We start from the raw sequence: 15,862 nt of genomic DNA, 5'->3' as shown, positions 1-15,862 counted from the left end.
CGATCCGAATGGGTCGCCGGCCCCTTTGACATTCCGTCAGGTACCGGATCAGCGGGGTGTGGGCAGCTCGACGACAGCATCCTGGACCGGTCGGGCAGTTGGTTGGTCGCTGAGACGGGCGAGTTCAGTGATGACCTTTTCCGGGTCGTCGAACGGGTCGAGGCCGCTGACCTCCAGCGGATCGAGTGGGGGCACCGCGACGTGCGAGACCAGCGGGTGCAGCGGGCGGGCGTCGGTCTCGCCGGTGCCGAGCAGGTCCTCGTGCAACTTCTCGCCGGGGCGCAGACCGGTGTAGACGATCGGCACGTCGCTGCCGGCCTGCTCGGCCATCTGCCGGGCCAGGTCGGCGATGCGGACCGGCTCGCCCATGTCCAGCACCAGTGCCTCACCGTCGCGGCCGATCTCGGTGGCCTGGAGCACCAGGTGCACCGCCTCCTGCATGGTCATCAGGTAGCGGGTCACCTCGGGGTGGGTGACGGTGAGCGGGTTGCCCGCCTCGATCTGCCGCTGGAAGGCGGTGACCACCGAACCCCGGCTGCTCAGCACGTTGCCGAAGCGGACGCTGAGGAAGGTGCCGGGGAAGCGTGAGGCGGCGTGCGCGGTCAGCCGCTCGGTGATCCGTTTGGAGTAGCCCAGGACGCTTATCGGGTCGGCGGCCTTGTCGGTGGAGATGTTCACGAACTTGGCCACGTCCTGGCAGGCGTCCAGCACCGACAGCGTGCCCCACACGTTCGTCTTCACCGCCTCGCCCGGGTGCCGTTCGAGTAGGGTGAGGTGCTTGAGCGCGGCGGCGTGGAAGATGATCTCCGGACGGCGTTCCCGGATGATCCGCCGGATCGCCTCGTCGTCGCGCAGGTCGGCCAGGATCAGCTCGGGCCCGTCGAGCATCGCGCGACCGTCGAGCGACATCTGCAGGGCATGCAGCGCCGACTCGTCGCGGTCGAGCATCATCAGCTCGCCCGGGTCGGCCTTCATCACCTGGCGGCAGAGTTCCGAGCCGATCGAGCCGCCGGCGCCGGTGACCAGGATCCGTCGGCCGGTGAGGCCGTTGGTCCGTACCGCCATCTCGGCGACGACCTGACGGCGGCCGAGCAGGTCGCTGATCCGGACGTCGCGTACGTCGGTAACGGTGATCCGGTGGTCGACCAGGTCGCGTACCGGCGGGAGCACCTTGAACGCCGCGCCGGTGTTCAGGGTGGCCTCCCGGATCTGCCGGATGAGCGCGGCGTCGGCGTTGGCGACCGAGAAGATCACGGTGGTGGCGCCGGTGCGGCGTACCGCCTCGGCGACGTCTCCGCGCCCACCGAGCACCCGGATGCCGTCGACGCAGAGGTTGCGCTTCTCCGGGTCGTCGTCGAGGGCCCCGACCGGCCGGTAGCGGCTGCGTGGGTCGGTGAGCAGCGCGTGGAGCAGTCCCTGGCCGGCGTCGCCCATCCCGAACAGCAGCACCGGGGCCGACGAGCGGACGTCCGGACGCAGGGCCAGGTCACGCCGGTGCCGGTAGGCGAACCGAACGGCGAGCATGAACAGCAGGGCGAGCGCGCCGCCGACCAGCGGCGTGCTCGCCGGCACCGGCCGTTCGCCAGCCGGCAGTACGCCGAGCAGGACGATCGCGATGGTGGTGAGGGCGGTTCCGGCCAGCCCGCGTACCTCCTGGAGGCTGCCGAGCGGGTGGCGTCCCGAGCGCACCCGGCGCGCCCCGGCCACCGCCACGTGCAGCCCGGCGGCGATCAGCCCACAGCCGGCGGCGCGGGTCAGTTGGGTGGTGGTCAGGGCGAACTCGTAGCGGGTCCAGGCGGCAGCGACGAACCCACCCACCCAGGCCGTGGCGTCGATGGCGAGAAACGCCAGGGTGCGCCATCGGGTCCTGCTCCGGCGCGCCGTCGGGTCCGGGTGCCGGCTGGTCTGTGTGTCCCGCATCTGCGGCTCCTGTGCTGTCGACCACTTCCGCCCGGGGCGAGCGGAAGGAGCAATACGCTCCTGTCCTTGTTACATGCCTTATGAGTGTTTTGTGGGCTTTTCGGGGATTGCTGGTTGATCGCCGCGGGCCTGATGACCGGCCGGGCCATCGCTGCTGGCCACCGGCCGGATCAGCGAGCTGGTACGCCCTTGACCACGACACCAGCGGGCACGTCCCGAACCACGCAGGCACCCGCGCCGACGGTGCTGTCCCGACCCACCCGCAGCCCCTGCAACACGGCGGCGGTGGTGCCGACGAGTACGCCCTCCGCCAGCCGACACTCCCCGGAGATCGCGGCCAGCGGATTCACCGACACGTGGTCGGCCAGCTCGCAGTCGTGTCCGACGGTGCAGTTCTGGTTGAGATGCACGTGCCGCCCGAGAGTGACGTTCGTGGTGACCCGCGCCCCGGCGAAGGCGACCAGACCGGGGCCGTGCCGCAGGTCCGGGCCGAGCGTGGCGTCGGGGTGTACGAGACTGGCCGCCGCTGTGTCGTACCGGTCGACCCGTTCGGCGACCGCGCGCCGGACCCGAGGGTCGCCGATACCGATGACGTGGTGGGTGTCGGCGGGCGCCTCGGCGAACCAGGACAGACCACCGAGAAACGGCACGTCGAGTCGCTGCACCCGCTTGAGGTTCACCTCGCTCGGCCGGTCGTCGACGAAGCCCAGGACCTGCCACCGCGGCAGGAGAGCGGCGGCGTTCACGGCACGGGTGATGGTCAGGACCTCCCGACCGTGCCCGCCGCATCCGACGATGACCAGGGGTACCGTCACGGTGCCGGAACTCCGGTCCGGGCGGCCAGGAACTCGTCGATCGCCGAGAGCACGGCGGTGACCTGCGCTTCGGTGAGGGCGCTGCCGCTGGGCACGGTCAACCCTTCGGCGTAGAGCCGTTCGGCGGCTCCGGTGAGCCGACTCTCCGCGTCGGCGTACGCCGGTTGCAGGTGCATCGGCTTCCACACCGGACGGGTCTCGATGTTCCGGGCGGACAGGTGGGCGGCCAGGTCCGCCGCGGTCCAGCCGGAACGGCGCGGGTCGACCCGGATGCTGGTGAGCCAGCAGTTGGAACCGGCGTCCTCGGCGCCGACCAGCGCGGCCCCGGGCACCGGGGCGAAGAGTTTGGCGTACCGGTCGCGCAGCCGCCGGCGCCGGTCGATCATCCCGTCCAGCCGGATCAGCTGAGCCCGCCCCAACGCCGCGAGCAGGTTGCTCAACCGGTAGTTGTATCCGGTCTCCCGGTGCTCGTAGTGCGCCACCGGCTCGCGCGCCTGGGTGGACAGGTGCCGCGCCCGGTCGAGCAGCGCCACATCGTCGCCGACGAGCATGCCACCGCCGGAGGTGGTCATGATCTTGTTTCCGTTGAAGGAGAGGGCGCCCACCCGGCCGAAGGAACCGGCCGGTCGGCCGAGATGTGTGGCACCGAGCGCCTCCGCGGCATCTTCGACCACCGCGACGTCGGCGGCGGCGCAGATCGGCAGCAGCGCGGCGTAGTCGGCGCAACTGCCGAACATGTCGACCGGGATCACCGCGCCGATCCGCTCCCCGCGCGAGCGCAGGTCCCGCAGCAGTTCAGCGACGAGGGCGACGTCGAGGTTGCCGGTGCGCGGATCGCAGTCGACGAAGACCGGTCGGGCCCCGGTGTAGCGGACCGCGTTGGCGGTGGCCACGAAGGTCAGCGTGGGTACCAGCACCACGTCCCCCGGGCCGACGCCCAGGCCCAGCAGCGCCAGGTGCAGCGCGGCGGTGCCGGAACTGACCGCCACCGCGCCCCGGGTGCCCACCCGGGCGGCGACCTCCCGCTCGAAGGCGTCGAGATCCGGCCCGACCGGCGCCACCCACCCGGAGCGCAGCGCCGCGATCAGGTACGACTCCTCCAGCGGTCCGATGTCCGGCGCGGACAGGTGAATGGTGCCGGTCATCGTCGGCTGCCGAGGAACTCGGGCATGGTGGCGTTGCCGTCGGCCGAGATGCCGTCCCGGCGCAGCACCGTGCCGACGGTTGCGGCCAGGATCGACAGGTCGAGGCGGAGGCTGCGGCTGGTCACGTATTCCACGTCGAGCGAGAACTTGGCGTCCCAGTCGAGGCTGTTGCGTCCGCGTACCTGGGCCAACCCGGTGATGCCGGGGCGCACCTCGTGCCGACGCGCCTGGGTGGGGGAGTACCGGCTCAGGTACTGCGGCAGCAGCGGTCGGGGACCGACGAGGCTCATGTCACCCCGCAGCACGCACCAGAGCGTCGGCAGCTCGTCCAGACTGGTGGCCCGCAGCCAGCGGCCGAGCGGGGTGAGCCGGTCGGCGTCGGTCAGCAATCCCCGGGCCGAATCGGGCGCCCGCATGGTGCGAAATTTGATCAACTCGAACGGCCGGTCGTCTCGTCCGATGCGGCACTGCCGGAAGAGCACCGGTCGGCCCAGCCGTACCGCGACCGCCGCCGCGACCACCGCCATCAACGGCGCGGTCAGCAGCAGCAGCACGGTCGCGACGACCACGTCGAACAGCCGCTTGACCGGGTCGTCCGGCCGCGCGGGCCGGGGCGAGCGCGTCGGCGCGGTCACCGAGGATACGGGCACCGTTCTGACCTCCGTACGTCAAACGGTCATAGCAGACAAACGGGTTGTATCAGACTGAGCGCTCGTGATTTCGGAAAATGGCGACAGTCAACACGGATCCCGACACGTCAACCCGCGAGGACATGCAAAGGACACGCGTCCCGGCGCGCCGCGTCAGCTCGGGTGTGTCGCTCAGCCGCTGGTCAGAGGTCCGCGTCGGCCGCGTCGAGCCGCCGCTGCAACATGATCCGCAGCGGTAGCGACTCGCCGTCCCGAGCACCTTCGCCGACGATCAGCGGGGCCGGGTCGGGCTGCGGATCGGCACCGAGGAGCCGGGCGCGCAGTGAGCGCGGCACGGTCAGCAGGTGAAAACGACCGTGCACGTCGACCGCCCGGCTGCGCGCCCGGTCGATGTACCAGCCGTGCAGGCCGGTCCGGTAGCGGGCCCGGCCGTCATGCGACCGGGCGACGAGTCGGGTGGTGGCCAGGCCGCGCCGCCGCGCCTCGGCGACGAACGCGCTGACCAGTGCCGCCGCCTCCGCCTGCTCGGCCTCCCGGCGCCGCTGTGCGGCCGCCGCGTGCGCCAGCACCGCCTGCCGCTGCGTCTCCCGCCACTCCGCGCCGCCGTCGCTCCCCACCCCGACGGTACGCCCGCCGCCCGCCGCCCGCCGCCCGCCGCCCTCCCCACCCCCTACCCCTGGCGCCGTCAGCAACTTCAGTGATGCTGCGGTCTCGCGACGGGTTGAGGCAGCACCATCCCCGAAGTTGTCCGATGTGTTGAACCCGGATCGGGGTGTGGGTTGGGGCCCTTTGCTCTGCTTCAACCCACGCACCAGCGGTGCAGCGGAACCGTTGCGTCCGTTGAAGCAGAGCAAAGGGCGCGAGGTGGTATATGGCTCGGCCGTTGACGAGAGGGCTCTCTCTAGAGCAGGCCGGCGCGGCGCAGCGCGTCGGCCATCGCGCCGTCGGCGGGTGCCGCCGCGCCGCGTCCCTGGCGCACCTGCCCGCCCTGCGCGCCACGGCCCTGGCCGCCCTGCCCGCCCTGGCCGGTACGGCCCTGTCCGCCCTGCCCGTCGCGGCCCTGGCCACTCCGACCGCCCTGGCCACTCCGACCGCCCTGGCCACTCCGACCGCCCTGGCCAGCGCGGTCCTGCCCGGCCGCGCCGTCCCGGCCGCCACCGCGTCCGGCGCCGGGCTCGGACTCGTCGTCCAGGCGCAGGGTCAGCGAGATGCGCTTGCGCGGTACGTCGACGTCCAGCACCTTGACTTTCACCACGTCGCCGGACTTGACCACGTCGCGCGGGTCCTTCACGAAGGTGCGGGACATCGCCGACACGTGCACCAGCCCGTCCTGGTGCACGCCGACGTCCACGAACGCGCCGAACGCGGCCACGTTGGTGACCACGCCCTCCAGCACCATCCCCGGCGTCAGGTCACCGATCTTCTCCACACCCTCGACGAAGGTCGCCGTCTTGAACTCCGGCCGGGGGTCGCGGCCCGGCTTCTCCAGCTCGGCGAGGATGTCGGTGACGGTGGGCAGGCCGAACGTCTCGTCGACGAAGTCGGTCGCGCGCAGCCCGCGCAGGATGGAACTCTTGCCGATGATCGACCGCAGGTCCTGGCCGGTGCTGGCCAGAATCCGGCGCACCACCGGGTACGCCTCGGGGTGCACGCTCGAGGAGTCCAGCGGGTCGTCGCCGCCGGGGATGCGCAGGAAGCCGGCGCACTGCTCGAACGCCTTCGGGCCGAGCCGGGCCACCTTCTTCAACTCGGCCCGGGTACGGAACGGACCGTTGGCGTCCCGGTGCAGCACGATGTTCTCGGCCAGCCCGGCACCGATGCCGGAAACCCGGGTCAGCAGCGGCGCGGAGGCGGTGTTGACGTCCACGCCGACGCCGTTGACGCAGTCCTCCACCACCGCGTCCAGCGACCGGGACAGCTTCACCTCGGACAGGTCGTGCTGGTACTGCCCGACCCCGATGGAGCGCGGGTCGATCTTCACCAGCTCGGCGAGCGGGTCCTGCAACCGGCGGGCGATGGAGACCGCGCCGCGCAGCGACACGTCCAGCCCGGGCAGTTCCTGGGCGGCGTACGCGGAGGCCGAGTAGACCGACGCGCCGGCCTCGGAGACCACGACCTTGGTCAGCTTCAGCTCCGGGTGCCGTTTGATCAGGTCACCGGCGAGCTTGTCGGTCTCCCGGCTGGCCGTGCCGTTGCCGATGGCGATCAGCTCGACCCCGTGCGCGGCGGCCAGCGTGGCGAGGGTGTGCAGCGAGGCGTCCCACTGCCGGCGCGGCTCGTGCGGGTAGATCGTGTCGGTGGCGACCACCTTGCCGGTGGCGTCCACCACGGCCACCTTCACCCCGGTCCGCAGGCCCGGGTCCAGTCCCATCGTGGGCCGGGCGCCGGCCGGCGCGGCCAGCAGCAGGTCGCGCAGGTTGGTGGCGAAGACCCGGACGGCCTCCTCCTCGGCCGCCTGCCACAGTCGCATCCGCAGGTCCGCGCCGAGGTGGATGAGGATGCGGGTACGCCACGCCCAGCGCACCGTGTCGGCGAGCCACTTGTCGGCGGGCCGCCCCCGGTCGCTCACCCCGAACCGGCCAGCGATGGCGGCCTCGTAGCGGGTCGGCCCGCTGGCCACCGCGTCGACGTCGCCGTCGGACTCCGGATCCATGGTCAGATCGAGTACGCCCTCCTTCTCGCCCCGGAACATGGCCAGGATGCGGTGCGAGGGCAGCTTCGGGTACGGCTCGGCGAAGTCGAAGTAGTCGGCGAACTTCGCCCCGGCGCTCTCCTGTCCCTCGCGTACCCGGGACACCAGCCGGCCCCGCGACCACATCTGCTCGCGCAGCGTGCCGATCAGGTCGGCGTCCTCGGCGAACCGTTCGATCAGGATGGCCCGCGCCCCGTCCAGCGCGGCGGCGGCGTCGGCCACCCCCTTGTCGGCGTCGACGAAGGTCGCGGCGGTCGCGCGCGGGTCCTGGGTCGGGTCGCCGAGCAGCGTGTCGGCGAGGGGCTCCAGCCCCGCCTCACGGGCGATCTGCGCCCGGGTCCGCCGCTTCGGCTTGTACGGCAGGTAGATGTCCTCCAGGCGGGACTTCGAGTCGGCCGCCATGATCTGCGCTTCCAGGGCCTCGTCGAGCTTGCCCTGGGAACGGATGGACTCCAGCACCGCCGCGCGCCGCTCGTCCAGCTCCCGCAGGTACCGCAGGCGCTCCTCCAGGGTGCGCAGCTGGGTGTCGTCGAGCAGGCCGGTGGCCTCCTTCCGGTACCGCGCGATGAACGGCACGGTGGCACCACCGTCGAGCAGCTCCACGGCCGCGCGTACCTGGCGCTCGGCGACGCCGAGTTCCTCGGCGATCCGCTGATGAACAGAGAGGGTCACGATGTCGCTCCGCCTTCGGGTGTGGGTTCCGTGGTGCATTCTGCCGGGCTACCGTGGCGATCATGGAACCACCTGCGGACCCCCGGGCGCGCCGACTCTTCGGTGGCAGCGCGCGGGCCCTCGGCGACCTGGCGACCAGCCCGTTCCGGGCCGACCGGGACCGCATCGTCGGCTCGCCGTTCTTCACCCGGCTCGGTGGCGTCACCCAGGTGGTCAGCCCGGGCGGGTCCGGGCTGCTGGTGCACAACCGGCTCACCCACAGTCTCAAGGTCGCCCAGGTGGCCCGGGCGATCGCCGAGCGGCTCACCGCCGACGGCCAGCAACGCGACCTGGTGGAGAAGCTGGGCGGCTGCGACCCGGACGTGGTGGAGGCCGCCGCGCTCGCCCACGACCTCGGTCACCCGCCCTTCGGGCACCTGGGGGAGCGGGTGCTGGACCGGCTGGCCCGGCACCGGCTCGGCCTGACCGACGGGTTCGAGGGCAACGCCCAGTCGTACCGGATCGTCACCTCGACCGAGATCCGGGGCGCGGCGACCACCGGCCTGGATCTGACGGCGGCGGTGCGGGCGGCGATGCTGAAGTACCCGTGGACCCGGCTGGACCACCCCGACCCGCACCCCCGGACGATGGATCCGCCGCCGCGCGGCGCCACCCCGCCGCCGGACGACCCGGACAGCGGCTCGTTGAAGTTCGGGGCGTACCGCACGGAGCTGGACGACCTGCGGCAGGCGCGGGCACCGTTCGCCGGCCGGATCGCCGACTGGCAGCAGACCGTCGAGGCGTCGGTGATGGACACTGCCGACGACATCGCGTACGCCATCCACGACGTGGAGGACTTCTACCGGGTGGGTGTGCTCCAGCAGGGCGCGGTGGCCGCCGAGCTGATGGCCTGGCAGCGCGAGGGCGGCCACCTGCGGGCGATCACCGATTCCGCGCTGGCCACCTCGGCCCGTCGGCCCGGCTCGTCGATCGAGCGGCTGCGCCGCCAACTGCACCACAAGGACGCCTGGATCGCCGACGACGAGGCGTTCGCCGCCGCCGTCGAACACGTCCGGGAGGAACTGGTCGAGGGGCTGCTGGCGTTGCCGTTCGACGGCTCCATCGAGGCGGAGCAGTACGTGGCCCGCTTCTCCGCCCGGTGGACCGCCCGTTTCGTGGACGCGATCACCGTCGTCGAGCAGCCCGCCGTACGTTCCGGGCACGTGCTGCTGGCCCCGGCGCAGTGGCACGAGGTGCAGGTGCTCAAGTTCGTGCACCACCGGTTCGTGCTGGCCCGTCCCGACCTGGCGTTGCACCAGCGTGGTCAGGCCCGGCTGCTCGACACCCTGGTCGAGGCGCTGCGGGAGTGGCTGCTCGACCCGGAGGAGGAGTCCCGGCTGCCCCGGCGGCTGCACGACCTGGTGGAGCTGGCCGAGGCGGAACTGCATCCGCGTACCCCGGACCGGATCGGCAAGGCGCGCGGCCGGGCCATCGTGGACTTCGTCGCCCAGCTCACCGACGGTCAGGCGGTGGCGATGCTGGACGCGCTCTCCGGCCGCTCCGGCGCCCTCTGGACCGACGCCTTCGTCCTCTGAGGCGACCCGGCTCGGGTCCGTCGGGGCAGCGGCTACTCAGGCGATGGCCTGCCACCAGCCGTCGACCGGCGGCGGGTCGTCGACCACCACCCGCTCACCGGGGCGTGGCACGGCCAGCCGCACGTCGCGGGCCTTCGCCTCGGCCCAGAGCCGGTCCACCGGCTCGGACCAGTCGTGCAGCGCGAGGTTGAACGTGCCCCAGTGCACCGGCAGGAACAGCCCACCGCGCAGGTCCAGGTGGGCGGCGACGGCCTCCTCCGGGAACATGTGGATGCCGGGCCAGGCCCGGTCGTACGCGCCGATCTGCATCAGCGTCACGTCGAACGGCCCGTGCGCGGCGCCGATCTCGGCGTACCCGCCGAAGTAGCCGGAGTCTCCGGTGTAGTAGACGCGGCGCTGCCGACCGGCCACCACCCAGGAGCTCCACAAGGTGCCGTTGCGGCGCAGGCCCCGACCGGAGAAGTGCTGGGCGGCGGTGCAGGAGATTTCCAGCTCGGCCACCCGGTGGGTCTGCGACCAGTCCAGCTCGATGATCCGCTCCGCCGGTACGCCCCAGCGGTCGAGGTGGGCACCGACCCCGAGCGGCACCAGGAACGGCGCCGACTGCCGGGCGGTCAGTTCCCGCACCGTGCCCATGTCGAGATGGTCGTAATGGTCGTGCGAGATCAGGATCGCGTCGAGGCGGGGCAGTTCGTCGAGGCGTACCGGCGGTTGGTGCAGCCGGCGCGGGCCGACCGCCGTCGAGGGGGAGCACCTGTCGCTCCACACCGGGTCCAGCAGCACCCGTCGACCCTCGATCTCGATCAGGGCGGAGGCGTGGCCGTACCAGACGACGTTCAGCTCGCGCGCCGGGTCGATGCCGGTCTCGGCGGACGGCCGCAGCAGTGGCACGGGTGCGCCCGGCCGACGCTTCTGCTTGCCGAAGAGCAGTTCCCGGAACAGGTTGCGGTCGGAGGCGGGCACCATCGTGCGGGTGTCCGCCCGGTTGTGGAAGGTGCCGTCGCGGAACTGTGGTGACCGGGCCGCCCGTTCGGCCCGCGCGCCAGCCAGCCGGCCGCCGATCGCGGCCGGCACGTTGCGTGCGGCCCAGGCCGCGGTGGCGAGTCCGGCCACCGCGGCCAGGCCCGCCACCGACCCGGTGATTCGCCGACCGGTGGTAGGTCCGCTCGGCTCGTTCGGCGCCCGCATGGTCCCCCCTCTGTTGATCCCCGAGGTCCACGGTAGCCGCCGCCGGCCGGGTTCAGCCGCCGTTGCTGGGGCGGTACAGGTGCTTGCGGTGGGTGGTGCCGGTGCCGCCGACACCGGCGGTCAGGTCCATGACCCGTCGGCCCCACCGGGCGCGTGCCTGCACGGCGGGGTGGGTGGCGCCGAAGTCGTCCGCGTCGGCCTGCCCGTCGGCGAAGAGGGCGTACGTCACCAGTGGCGCGCCGGCGGTGTCGAAGATCACTCCGGCTTCGTGGCGGGCGTCGGCGTACCAGCCCGCCTTGGTGGCGACGCGGGCCCGTTCGGCGGAGGACATCTCGCGACGTACCCCGTCGGTGAACGCCACCGGCGAGCGCAGCAGTCGCAGCACCCGGTCGGTCGAGGCGGGGGAGAGCAGGGTGCCGGCGACCAGCGCCCGCAGCAGGTCATGGGTCTCCCGGGGCGTGCTGGTGCCCAGAAAGAAGCGGTTCGGGTTGGCCACCGGCTGCACCTGCGTGTTCGGGAAGCCCTTAGCGACCAGGATCTGGTTGATCTCGGCGGCCGGGCAGACCAGCCCGCAGAGCCGGACCGCGGTGTCGTCGGAGACGGTCAGCAGGTTCGCCAGGACGTGGCCGACGGTCACCAGACTGGGGTAGGCGCCGTCCAGGCTGAAGATGCCGTCACCGCCGGTCACCACGATCGCCTCGGTCACCTCCACCTGGTGGTCGAGGGCGAGCAGGCCCCGGTCGACCTTGTCCAGCACCGCGACCGCCACGGCGATCTTGTTGACGCTGTACGCCTCGATCCGCAGGTCCGCCGACTCGTTCACCGCGACCAGCGGCCCGTCCGGACCGGCCAGGCTGACGTACGCCTGCCAGTTGCCGCCGGCCCGGCTGCTCACCCGGTGGAAGGCCGCGGCGATGCGGGCGGCGAGCCGTTCGCGGTCACTGCCCGCCTCGCCACCCGTGCCCGCCTGCTCGGTCGGGTCAGCGGCGGCGGGCATCGCGGTGCCGAACACGGCGCCGGCCGTCGCCACGGTGCCCAGGCCGAGCGCGGTCCTGCGGTCCATCCGAATGGTCACTCGTCTCTCCCGTCGGTGCCCTGGTGTGTCCAGGACACACCCTAGGCGGACGGATCGACGTAGGTGACCCCGTCGATGGGCTCACGAGGCGAGGACGACCTTCACACAGCCGTCCTGCTTCTTCTGGAACATCTCGTACGCCTGCGGCGCCTGCTCCAGCGGCAGCCGGTGGGTACGCAGGTCGGTCACGCCGAGCGGGTCGTCGTCGGTGAGCAGGGGGATGATCTCGTCGGTCCAGCGCCGTACGTGGCACTGACCCATCCGCACCTGGATGCCCCGGTCGAACATCTCCATCAGCGGCAACGGGTCGACCTCGCCGCCGTACACCCCGGAGATGGAGACGGTGCCGCCGCGCCGGACGGCCTTGAGCGCGGCCTTGAGCGCGACCAGCCGGTCCACCCCGACCTTGTCGATCATCGGCTGGGCGAGCTTGTCCGGCAGCAACCCGGCGGCGGCCTGGCCGAGCTTGCCCAGCGGCGCGCCGTGCGACTCCATCCCGACCGCGTCGATCACCGCGTCCGGCCCGCGCCCGTCCACCAGGTCGATCAACGTGCCGGGCACGTCGTCGAGTTGGGAGATGTCGAGCACCTCCACGCCGTGCCGGCGGGCCATCTCCAGCCGCTCCGGCACCACGTCGAGGCCGATCACCCGGTCCGCGCCGAGGTGGCGGCCGATGCGGGCACAGAACTGCCCGACCGGCCCCAGCCCGAAGACCGCCAGGGTGCCGCCGGGTGGGGTGTCGGCGTACTTCACCGCCTGCCACGCGGTCGGCAGGATGTCGGAGAGGTAGAGCCACCGCTCGTCCGGCCCGTCGTCCGGCACCTTGACCGGACCGAACTCGGCGAACGGAACGCGGAGGAACTGGGCCTGTCCGCCGGGCACCGCGCCGTAGAGGGAGGTGTAGCCGAACAGCGCGGCGCCCTTGCCCTCGGCGGTGACCTGGGTGGTCTCGCACTGGGCGTAGAGCTGCCGCTGGCACATCCAGCAGGATCCACAGGAGATGTTGAACGGCACCACCACCCGGTCGCCGGGCTTGAGGCGGGTAACCCCCGACCCGACCTCCTCGACGATGCCCATCGGCTCGTGACCGAGGATGTCACCCGGCTTGAGGTAGGGCCCGAGGACTTCGTACAGGTGCAGGTCCGAGCCGCAGATGGCGGTCGAGGTGATCCGCACGATCGCGTCGGTCGGGTCCTCGATCCTCGGGTCGGGCACCTCCTCGACCCGTACGTCCCGCTTGCCGTGCCAGGTAAGTGCCCGCATGTCGCCCCCTAGTCGCCGCCGTCCCCGTAGCTGACCTGCTACCCGCGCCAGCGCCCCCTAACCGGCCTACCCCACCTCCGCAGGGGTTGATCATGAGGTTGGCGGCAGCTTGAAGATCAACAACTGCCGCCAACCTCATGGTCAACGGAGGAAATCCGGTCGGGGTGTGGTCAGGTGCCGGGGGTGTCGGCGTGGCGGCTGGTCGCGGTGAGGTAGTCGCGGTTGAGGCGGCCGATGGTGGTCAGCGGGATGCCCTTGGGGCAGACCACGGTGCACTCGCCGGCGTTGGTGCAGCCGCCGAAGCCGGCCTCGTCGTGCGCGTCGACCATGCCGATCACCCGGGTGTAGCGCTCGGGCTGGCCCTGCGGGAGCAGCGAGAGCTGGGTGACCTTGGCGGCGGTGAACAGCATCCCGGAGCCGTTCGGGCAGGCGGCCACGCAGGCGCCGCAGCCGATGCACGCGGCGGACTCGAAGGCGGCGTCGGCGTCGGCCTTGGCCACCGGTACGGAGTGCGCCTCCGGCGCGCTGCCGGTGGGCGCCGTGACGTACCCGCCAGCGGCGATGATCTTGTCGAAGGCGTTGCGGTTGACCACCAGGTCCTTGATGACCGGGAAGGCCCGCGCGCGCCACGGCTCGATGTCGATGGTGTCGCCGTCGGAGAACTGCCGCATGTGCAGCTGGCAGGCGGTGGTGCCGCGCTGCGGCCCGTGCGCGTCCCCATTGATCATCAGGCCGCACATGCCGCAGATGCCCTCACGGCAGTCGTGGTCGAAGGCGACCGGCTCCTCGCCCGCGAGGATGAGCCGCTCGTTGAGCACGTCGAGCATCTCCAGGAACGACATGTCCGGGGAGACGTCGTCGACCTGGTACGTCACCATCCGACCCTTGTCCTGGGGGCCGGACTGGCGCCAGATGCGCAGGGTCAGGTTCACTTGTAGCTCCGCTGCGTGGGGTGGACGTATTCAAAGTTCAGGTCTTCCTTGTGCAGCACCGAGGGCTCACCCGTGGCGGTGAACTCCCAGGCCGCGACGTACGCGAACCGGTCGTCGTCGCGCTGCGCCTCGCCCTCCGGGGTCTGGTGCTCGGCGCGGAAGTGGCCGCCGCAGGACTCCTCCCGGTGCAGGGCGTCGATGCACATCAGCTCGGCCAGCTCGAAGAAGTCGGCGACCCGGCCGGCCTTCTCCAGCGACTGGTTCAACCCTTCGCCGTTGCCCGGCACCCGGACCCGCTGCCAGAACTGGTCCCGCAGGGCGCGGATCTCGTCGATGGCCTTGCGCAGCCCGGCCTCGGAGCGCTCCATGCCGCAGTGCTCCCACATGATCTGGCCCAGCTCGCGGTGGAACGAGTCCACCGTCCGGTCGCCGTCGATCGCGAGCAGCCGCTGGATACGGTCCTCCACGTCGCGACGGGCCTCGACGGCCGCCGGGTGGGTCGCGTCGACCTTCTCGAACGGACCGGCGGCCAGGTAGTTGGCGACCGTGTTGGGCAGCACGAAGTACCCGTCGGCCAGGCCCTGCATCAGCGCCGAGGCGCCGAGCCGGTTCGCGCCGTGGTCGGAGAAGTTCGCCTCACCGATGACGAACAGGCCGGGGATCGTCGACTGGAGGTCGTAGTCGACCCAGAGGCCGCCCATCGTGTAGTGCACGGCGGGGTAGATCCGCATCGGCACCTCGTACGGGTCCTCGCCGGTGATCCGCTCGTACATCTCGAAGAGGTTGCCGTACTTGGCCTCGATGGCCTTGCGGCCCAGCCGGTCGATGGCGTCGGCGAAGTCGAGGTAGACCCCGAGCTTCGTCGGGCCCACGCCCCGGCCCTCGTCACAGACGTTCTTCGCGGCCCGAGAGGCGATGTCGCGGGGCACCAGGTTGCCGAAGGACGGGTAGATGCGCTCCAGGTAGTAGTCCCGCTCGTCCTCGCCGATGTCGCGGGGGTCGCGGTCGTCGTCCTTGGCCTTCGGTACCCACACCCGGCCGTCGTTGCGCAGCGACTCGCTCATCAGGGTCAGCTTCGACTGGTGGTCGCCGGAGACCGGGATGCAGGTCGGGTGGATCTGGGTGTAGCAGGGGTTGGCGAAGTACGCGCCCTTGCGGTGCGCCCGCCAGGTGGCGGTGACGTTGCAGCCCTTGGCGTTCGTCGAGAGGTAGAAGACGTTGCCGTAGCCGCCGGAGGCGAGCACCACGGCGTCGGCGAACTCCGTGGTGATCTCGCCGGTGACCATGTCCCGGACCACGATGCCCCGGGCCTTGCCGTCGACGACGATCAGCTCCAGCATCTCGTGCCGGGCGTTCATCTCCACGTTGCCCAGGCCGATCTGCCGCTCCAACGCCTGGTACGCGCCGAGCAGCAACTGCTGACCCGTCTGGCCCCGAGCGTAGAAGGTGCGCTGTACCTGCGCGCCACCGAACGAACGGGTGTCGAGCAGGCCGCCGTACTCGCGGGCGAACGGCACCCCCTGGGCGACGCACTGGTCGATGATGTTGACCGAGACCTCGGCCAGCCGGTGCACGTTCGACTCGCGGGAGCGGAAGTCACCGCCCTTGACGGTGTCGTAGAAGAGCCGGTGCACCGAGTCGCCGTCGTTGCGGTAGTTCTTGGCGGCGTTGATGCCGCCCTGGGCGGCGATCGAGTGCGCCCGGCGCGGGCTGTCCTGGTAGCAGTACGACCGGACCCGGTAGCCCTGCTCGGCGAGCGTGGCGGCGGCGGAGCCGCCGGCCAGACCGGTGCCGACCACGATCACGGTCATCTTGCGGCGGTTGGCCGGGTTGACCAGCTTGGCCTCGAAGCGGCGGCGTTCCCACCGGGTCTCGATCGGGCCGTCGGGGGCCCTGGTGTCGGCGATCGGGTCGCCCTCGGTGAACAGATCCATGG

General features: G+C 71.7%; 12 protein-coding genes. 1 reads left to right on the top strand and 11 read right to left on the bottom strand.

Annotated features, from left to right (window positions below; all coding sequences use genetic code 11):
* Nucleotides 1-48 precede the first annotated feature (48 nt).
* From ENC19_RS01280 to ENC19_RS01255, 6 genes are all read right to left on the bottom strand, one after another.
* Nucleotides 49-1,920 (bottom strand): polysaccharide biosynthesis protein, encoded by a 1,872-nt coding sequence (locus tag ENC19_RS01280; RefSeq protein ID WP_164445314.1) that lies wholly within the window; start codon nucleotides 1,918-1,920, stop codon nucleotides 49-51.
* 170 nt (nucleotides 1,921-2,090) lie between these two features.
* A complete protein-coding gene (locus ENC19_RS01275) occupies nucleotides 2,091-2,735 on the bottom strand; it encodes an acetyltransferase (RefSeq protein WP_164445313.1) in 645 nt (214 codons plus the stop codon).
* Nucleotides 2,732-3,880, bottom strand: a complete 1,149-nt coding sequence (locus ENC19_RS01270) for a DegT/DnrJ/EryC1/StrS family aminotransferase (RefSeq protein WP_164445312.1) — start codon at nucleotides 3,878-3,880, stop codon at nucleotides 2,732-2,734. The genes ENC19_RS01275 and ENC19_RS01270 overlap by 4 nt, the downstream gene beginning before the upstream one ends.
* The gene (locus tag ENC19_RS01265) at nucleotides 3,877-4,530 is read right to left on the bottom strand and encodes a sugar transferase (protein ID WP_281601590.1); all 654 of its coding nucleotides are present in this window, start codon (nucleotides 4,528-4,530) and stop codon (nucleotides 3,877-3,879) included. Before ENC19_RS01265 ends, ENC19_RS01270 begins: the two co-directional genes overlap by 4 nt.
* Nucleotides 4,531-4,712: 182 nt before the next feature.
* Nucleotides 4,713-5,147 carry a hypothetical protein gene (locus ENC19_RS01260; RefSeq protein ID WP_164445311.1) on the bottom strand — a complete coding sequence of 145 codons (435 nt, stop codon included), beginning with the start codon at nucleotides 5,145-5,147 and terminating at the stop codon, nucleotides 4,713-4,715.
* Between the two features lie 284 nt (nucleotides 5,148-5,431).
* Complete coding sequence (locus ENC19_RS01255; RefSeq protein ID WP_164445310.1) at nucleotides 5,432-7,894, bottom strand: Tex family protein; 2,463 nt, start codon at nucleotides 7,892-7,894, stop codon at nucleotides 5,432-5,434.
* A gap of 62 nt (nucleotides 7,895-7,956) precedes the next feature.
* On the opposite strand from ENC19_RS01255, the gene ENC19_RS01250 reads away from it, so the two are divergent.
* Nucleotides 7,957-9,468: a deoxyguanosinetriphosphate triphosphohydrolase family protein gene (locus tag ENC19_RS01250; protein WP_164445309.1), complete on the top strand. Its 1,512-nt coding sequence runs from the start codon at nucleotides 7,957-7,959 to the stop codon at nucleotides 9,466-9,468.
* 36 nt (nucleotides 9,469-9,504) lie between these two features.
* Here the strand turns inward: ENC19_RS01250 and ENC19_RS01245 are convergent, their stop codons facing one another.
* The 5 genes from ENC19_RS01245 to ENC19_RS01225 form a co-directional block, all read right to left on the bottom strand.
* The gene (locus tag ENC19_RS01245) at nucleotides 9,505-10,656 is read right to left on the bottom strand and encodes an MBL fold metallo-hydrolase (RefSeq protein ID WP_164445308.1); all 1,152 of its coding nucleotides are present in this window, start codon (nucleotides 10,654-10,656) and stop codon (nucleotides 9,505-9,507) included.
* Nucleotides 10,657-10,708: 52 nt separating this feature from the next.
* Nucleotides 10,709-11,719 carry a serine hydrolase gene (locus ENC19_RS01240; RefSeq protein WP_208020789.1) on the bottom strand — a complete coding sequence of 337 codons (1,011 nt, stop codon included), beginning with the start codon at nucleotides 11,717-11,719 and terminating at the stop codon, nucleotides 10,709-10,711.
* Nucleotides 11,720-11,812: 93 nt separating this feature from the next.
* Nucleotides 11,813-12,994 carry a zinc-dependent alcohol dehydrogenase gene (locus ENC19_RS01235; protein ID WP_164445307.1) on the bottom strand — a complete coding sequence of 394 codons (1,182 nt, stop codon included), beginning with the start codon at nucleotides 12,992-12,994 and terminating at the stop codon, nucleotides 11,813-11,815.
* A gap of 170 nt (nucleotides 12,995-13,164) precedes the next feature.
* Complete coding sequence (locus ENC19_RS01230) at nucleotides 13,165-13,926, bottom strand: succinate dehydrogenase/fumarate reductase iron-sulfur subunit (protein ID WP_164445306.1); 762 nt, start codon at nucleotides 13,924-13,926, stop codon at nucleotides 13,165-13,167.
* The gene (locus tag ENC19_RS01225) at nucleotides 13,923-15,860 is read right to left on the bottom strand and encodes a fumarate reductase/succinate dehydrogenase flavoprotein subunit (RefSeq protein WP_164445305.1); all 1,938 of its coding nucleotides are present in this window, start codon (nucleotides 15,858-15,860) and stop codon (nucleotides 13,923-13,925) included. Before ENC19_RS01225 ends, ENC19_RS01230 begins: the two co-directional genes overlap by 4 nt.
* Between the last annotated feature and the right edge of the window lie 2 nt (nucleotides 15,861-15,862).

The sequence above is a fragment of the Verrucosispora sioxanthis genome, from assembly GCF_010560025.1.
Lineage (GTDB): Bacteria > Actinomycetota > Actinomycetes > Mycobacteriales > Micromonosporaceae > Micromonospora > Micromonospora palythoicola.
This window is presented reverse-complemented; position numbering and strand designations above follow the sequence as displayed.

What these genes read in the sequence shown, in the direction of transcription:
- ENC19_RS01280 (WP_164445314.1), bottom strand. Translation starts at nt 1,920, where the DNA reads ATGCGGGACACACAGACCAGCCGGCACCCGGACCCGACGGCGCGCCGG.
- ENC19_RS01270 (WP_164445312.1), bottom strand. Translation starts at nt 3,880, where the DNA reads ATGACCGGCACCATTCACCTGTCCGCGCCGGACATCGGACCGCTGGAG.
- ENC19_RS01250 (WP_164445309.1), top strand. Translation starts at nt 7,957, where the DNA reads ATGGAACCACCTGCGGACCCCCGGGCGCGCCGACTCTTCGGTGGCAGC.
- ENC19_RS01245 (WP_164445308.1), bottom strand. Translation starts at nt 10,656, where the DNA reads ATGCGGGCGCCGAACGAGCCGAGCGGACCTACCACCGGTCGGCGAATC.
- ENC19_RS01240 (WP_208020789.1), bottom strand. Translation starts at nt 11,719, where the DNA reads ATGGACCGCAGGACCGCGCTCGGCCTGGGCACCGTGGCGACGGCCGGC.
- ENC19_RS01235 (WP_164445307.1), bottom strand. Translation starts at nt 12,994, where the DNA reads ATGCGGGCACTTACCTGGCACGGCAAGCGGGACGTACGGGTCGAGGAG.
- ENC19_RS01225 (WP_164445305.1), bottom strand. Translation starts at nt 15,860, where the DNA reads ATGGATCTGTTCACCGAGGGCGACCCGATCGCCGACACCAGGGCCCCC.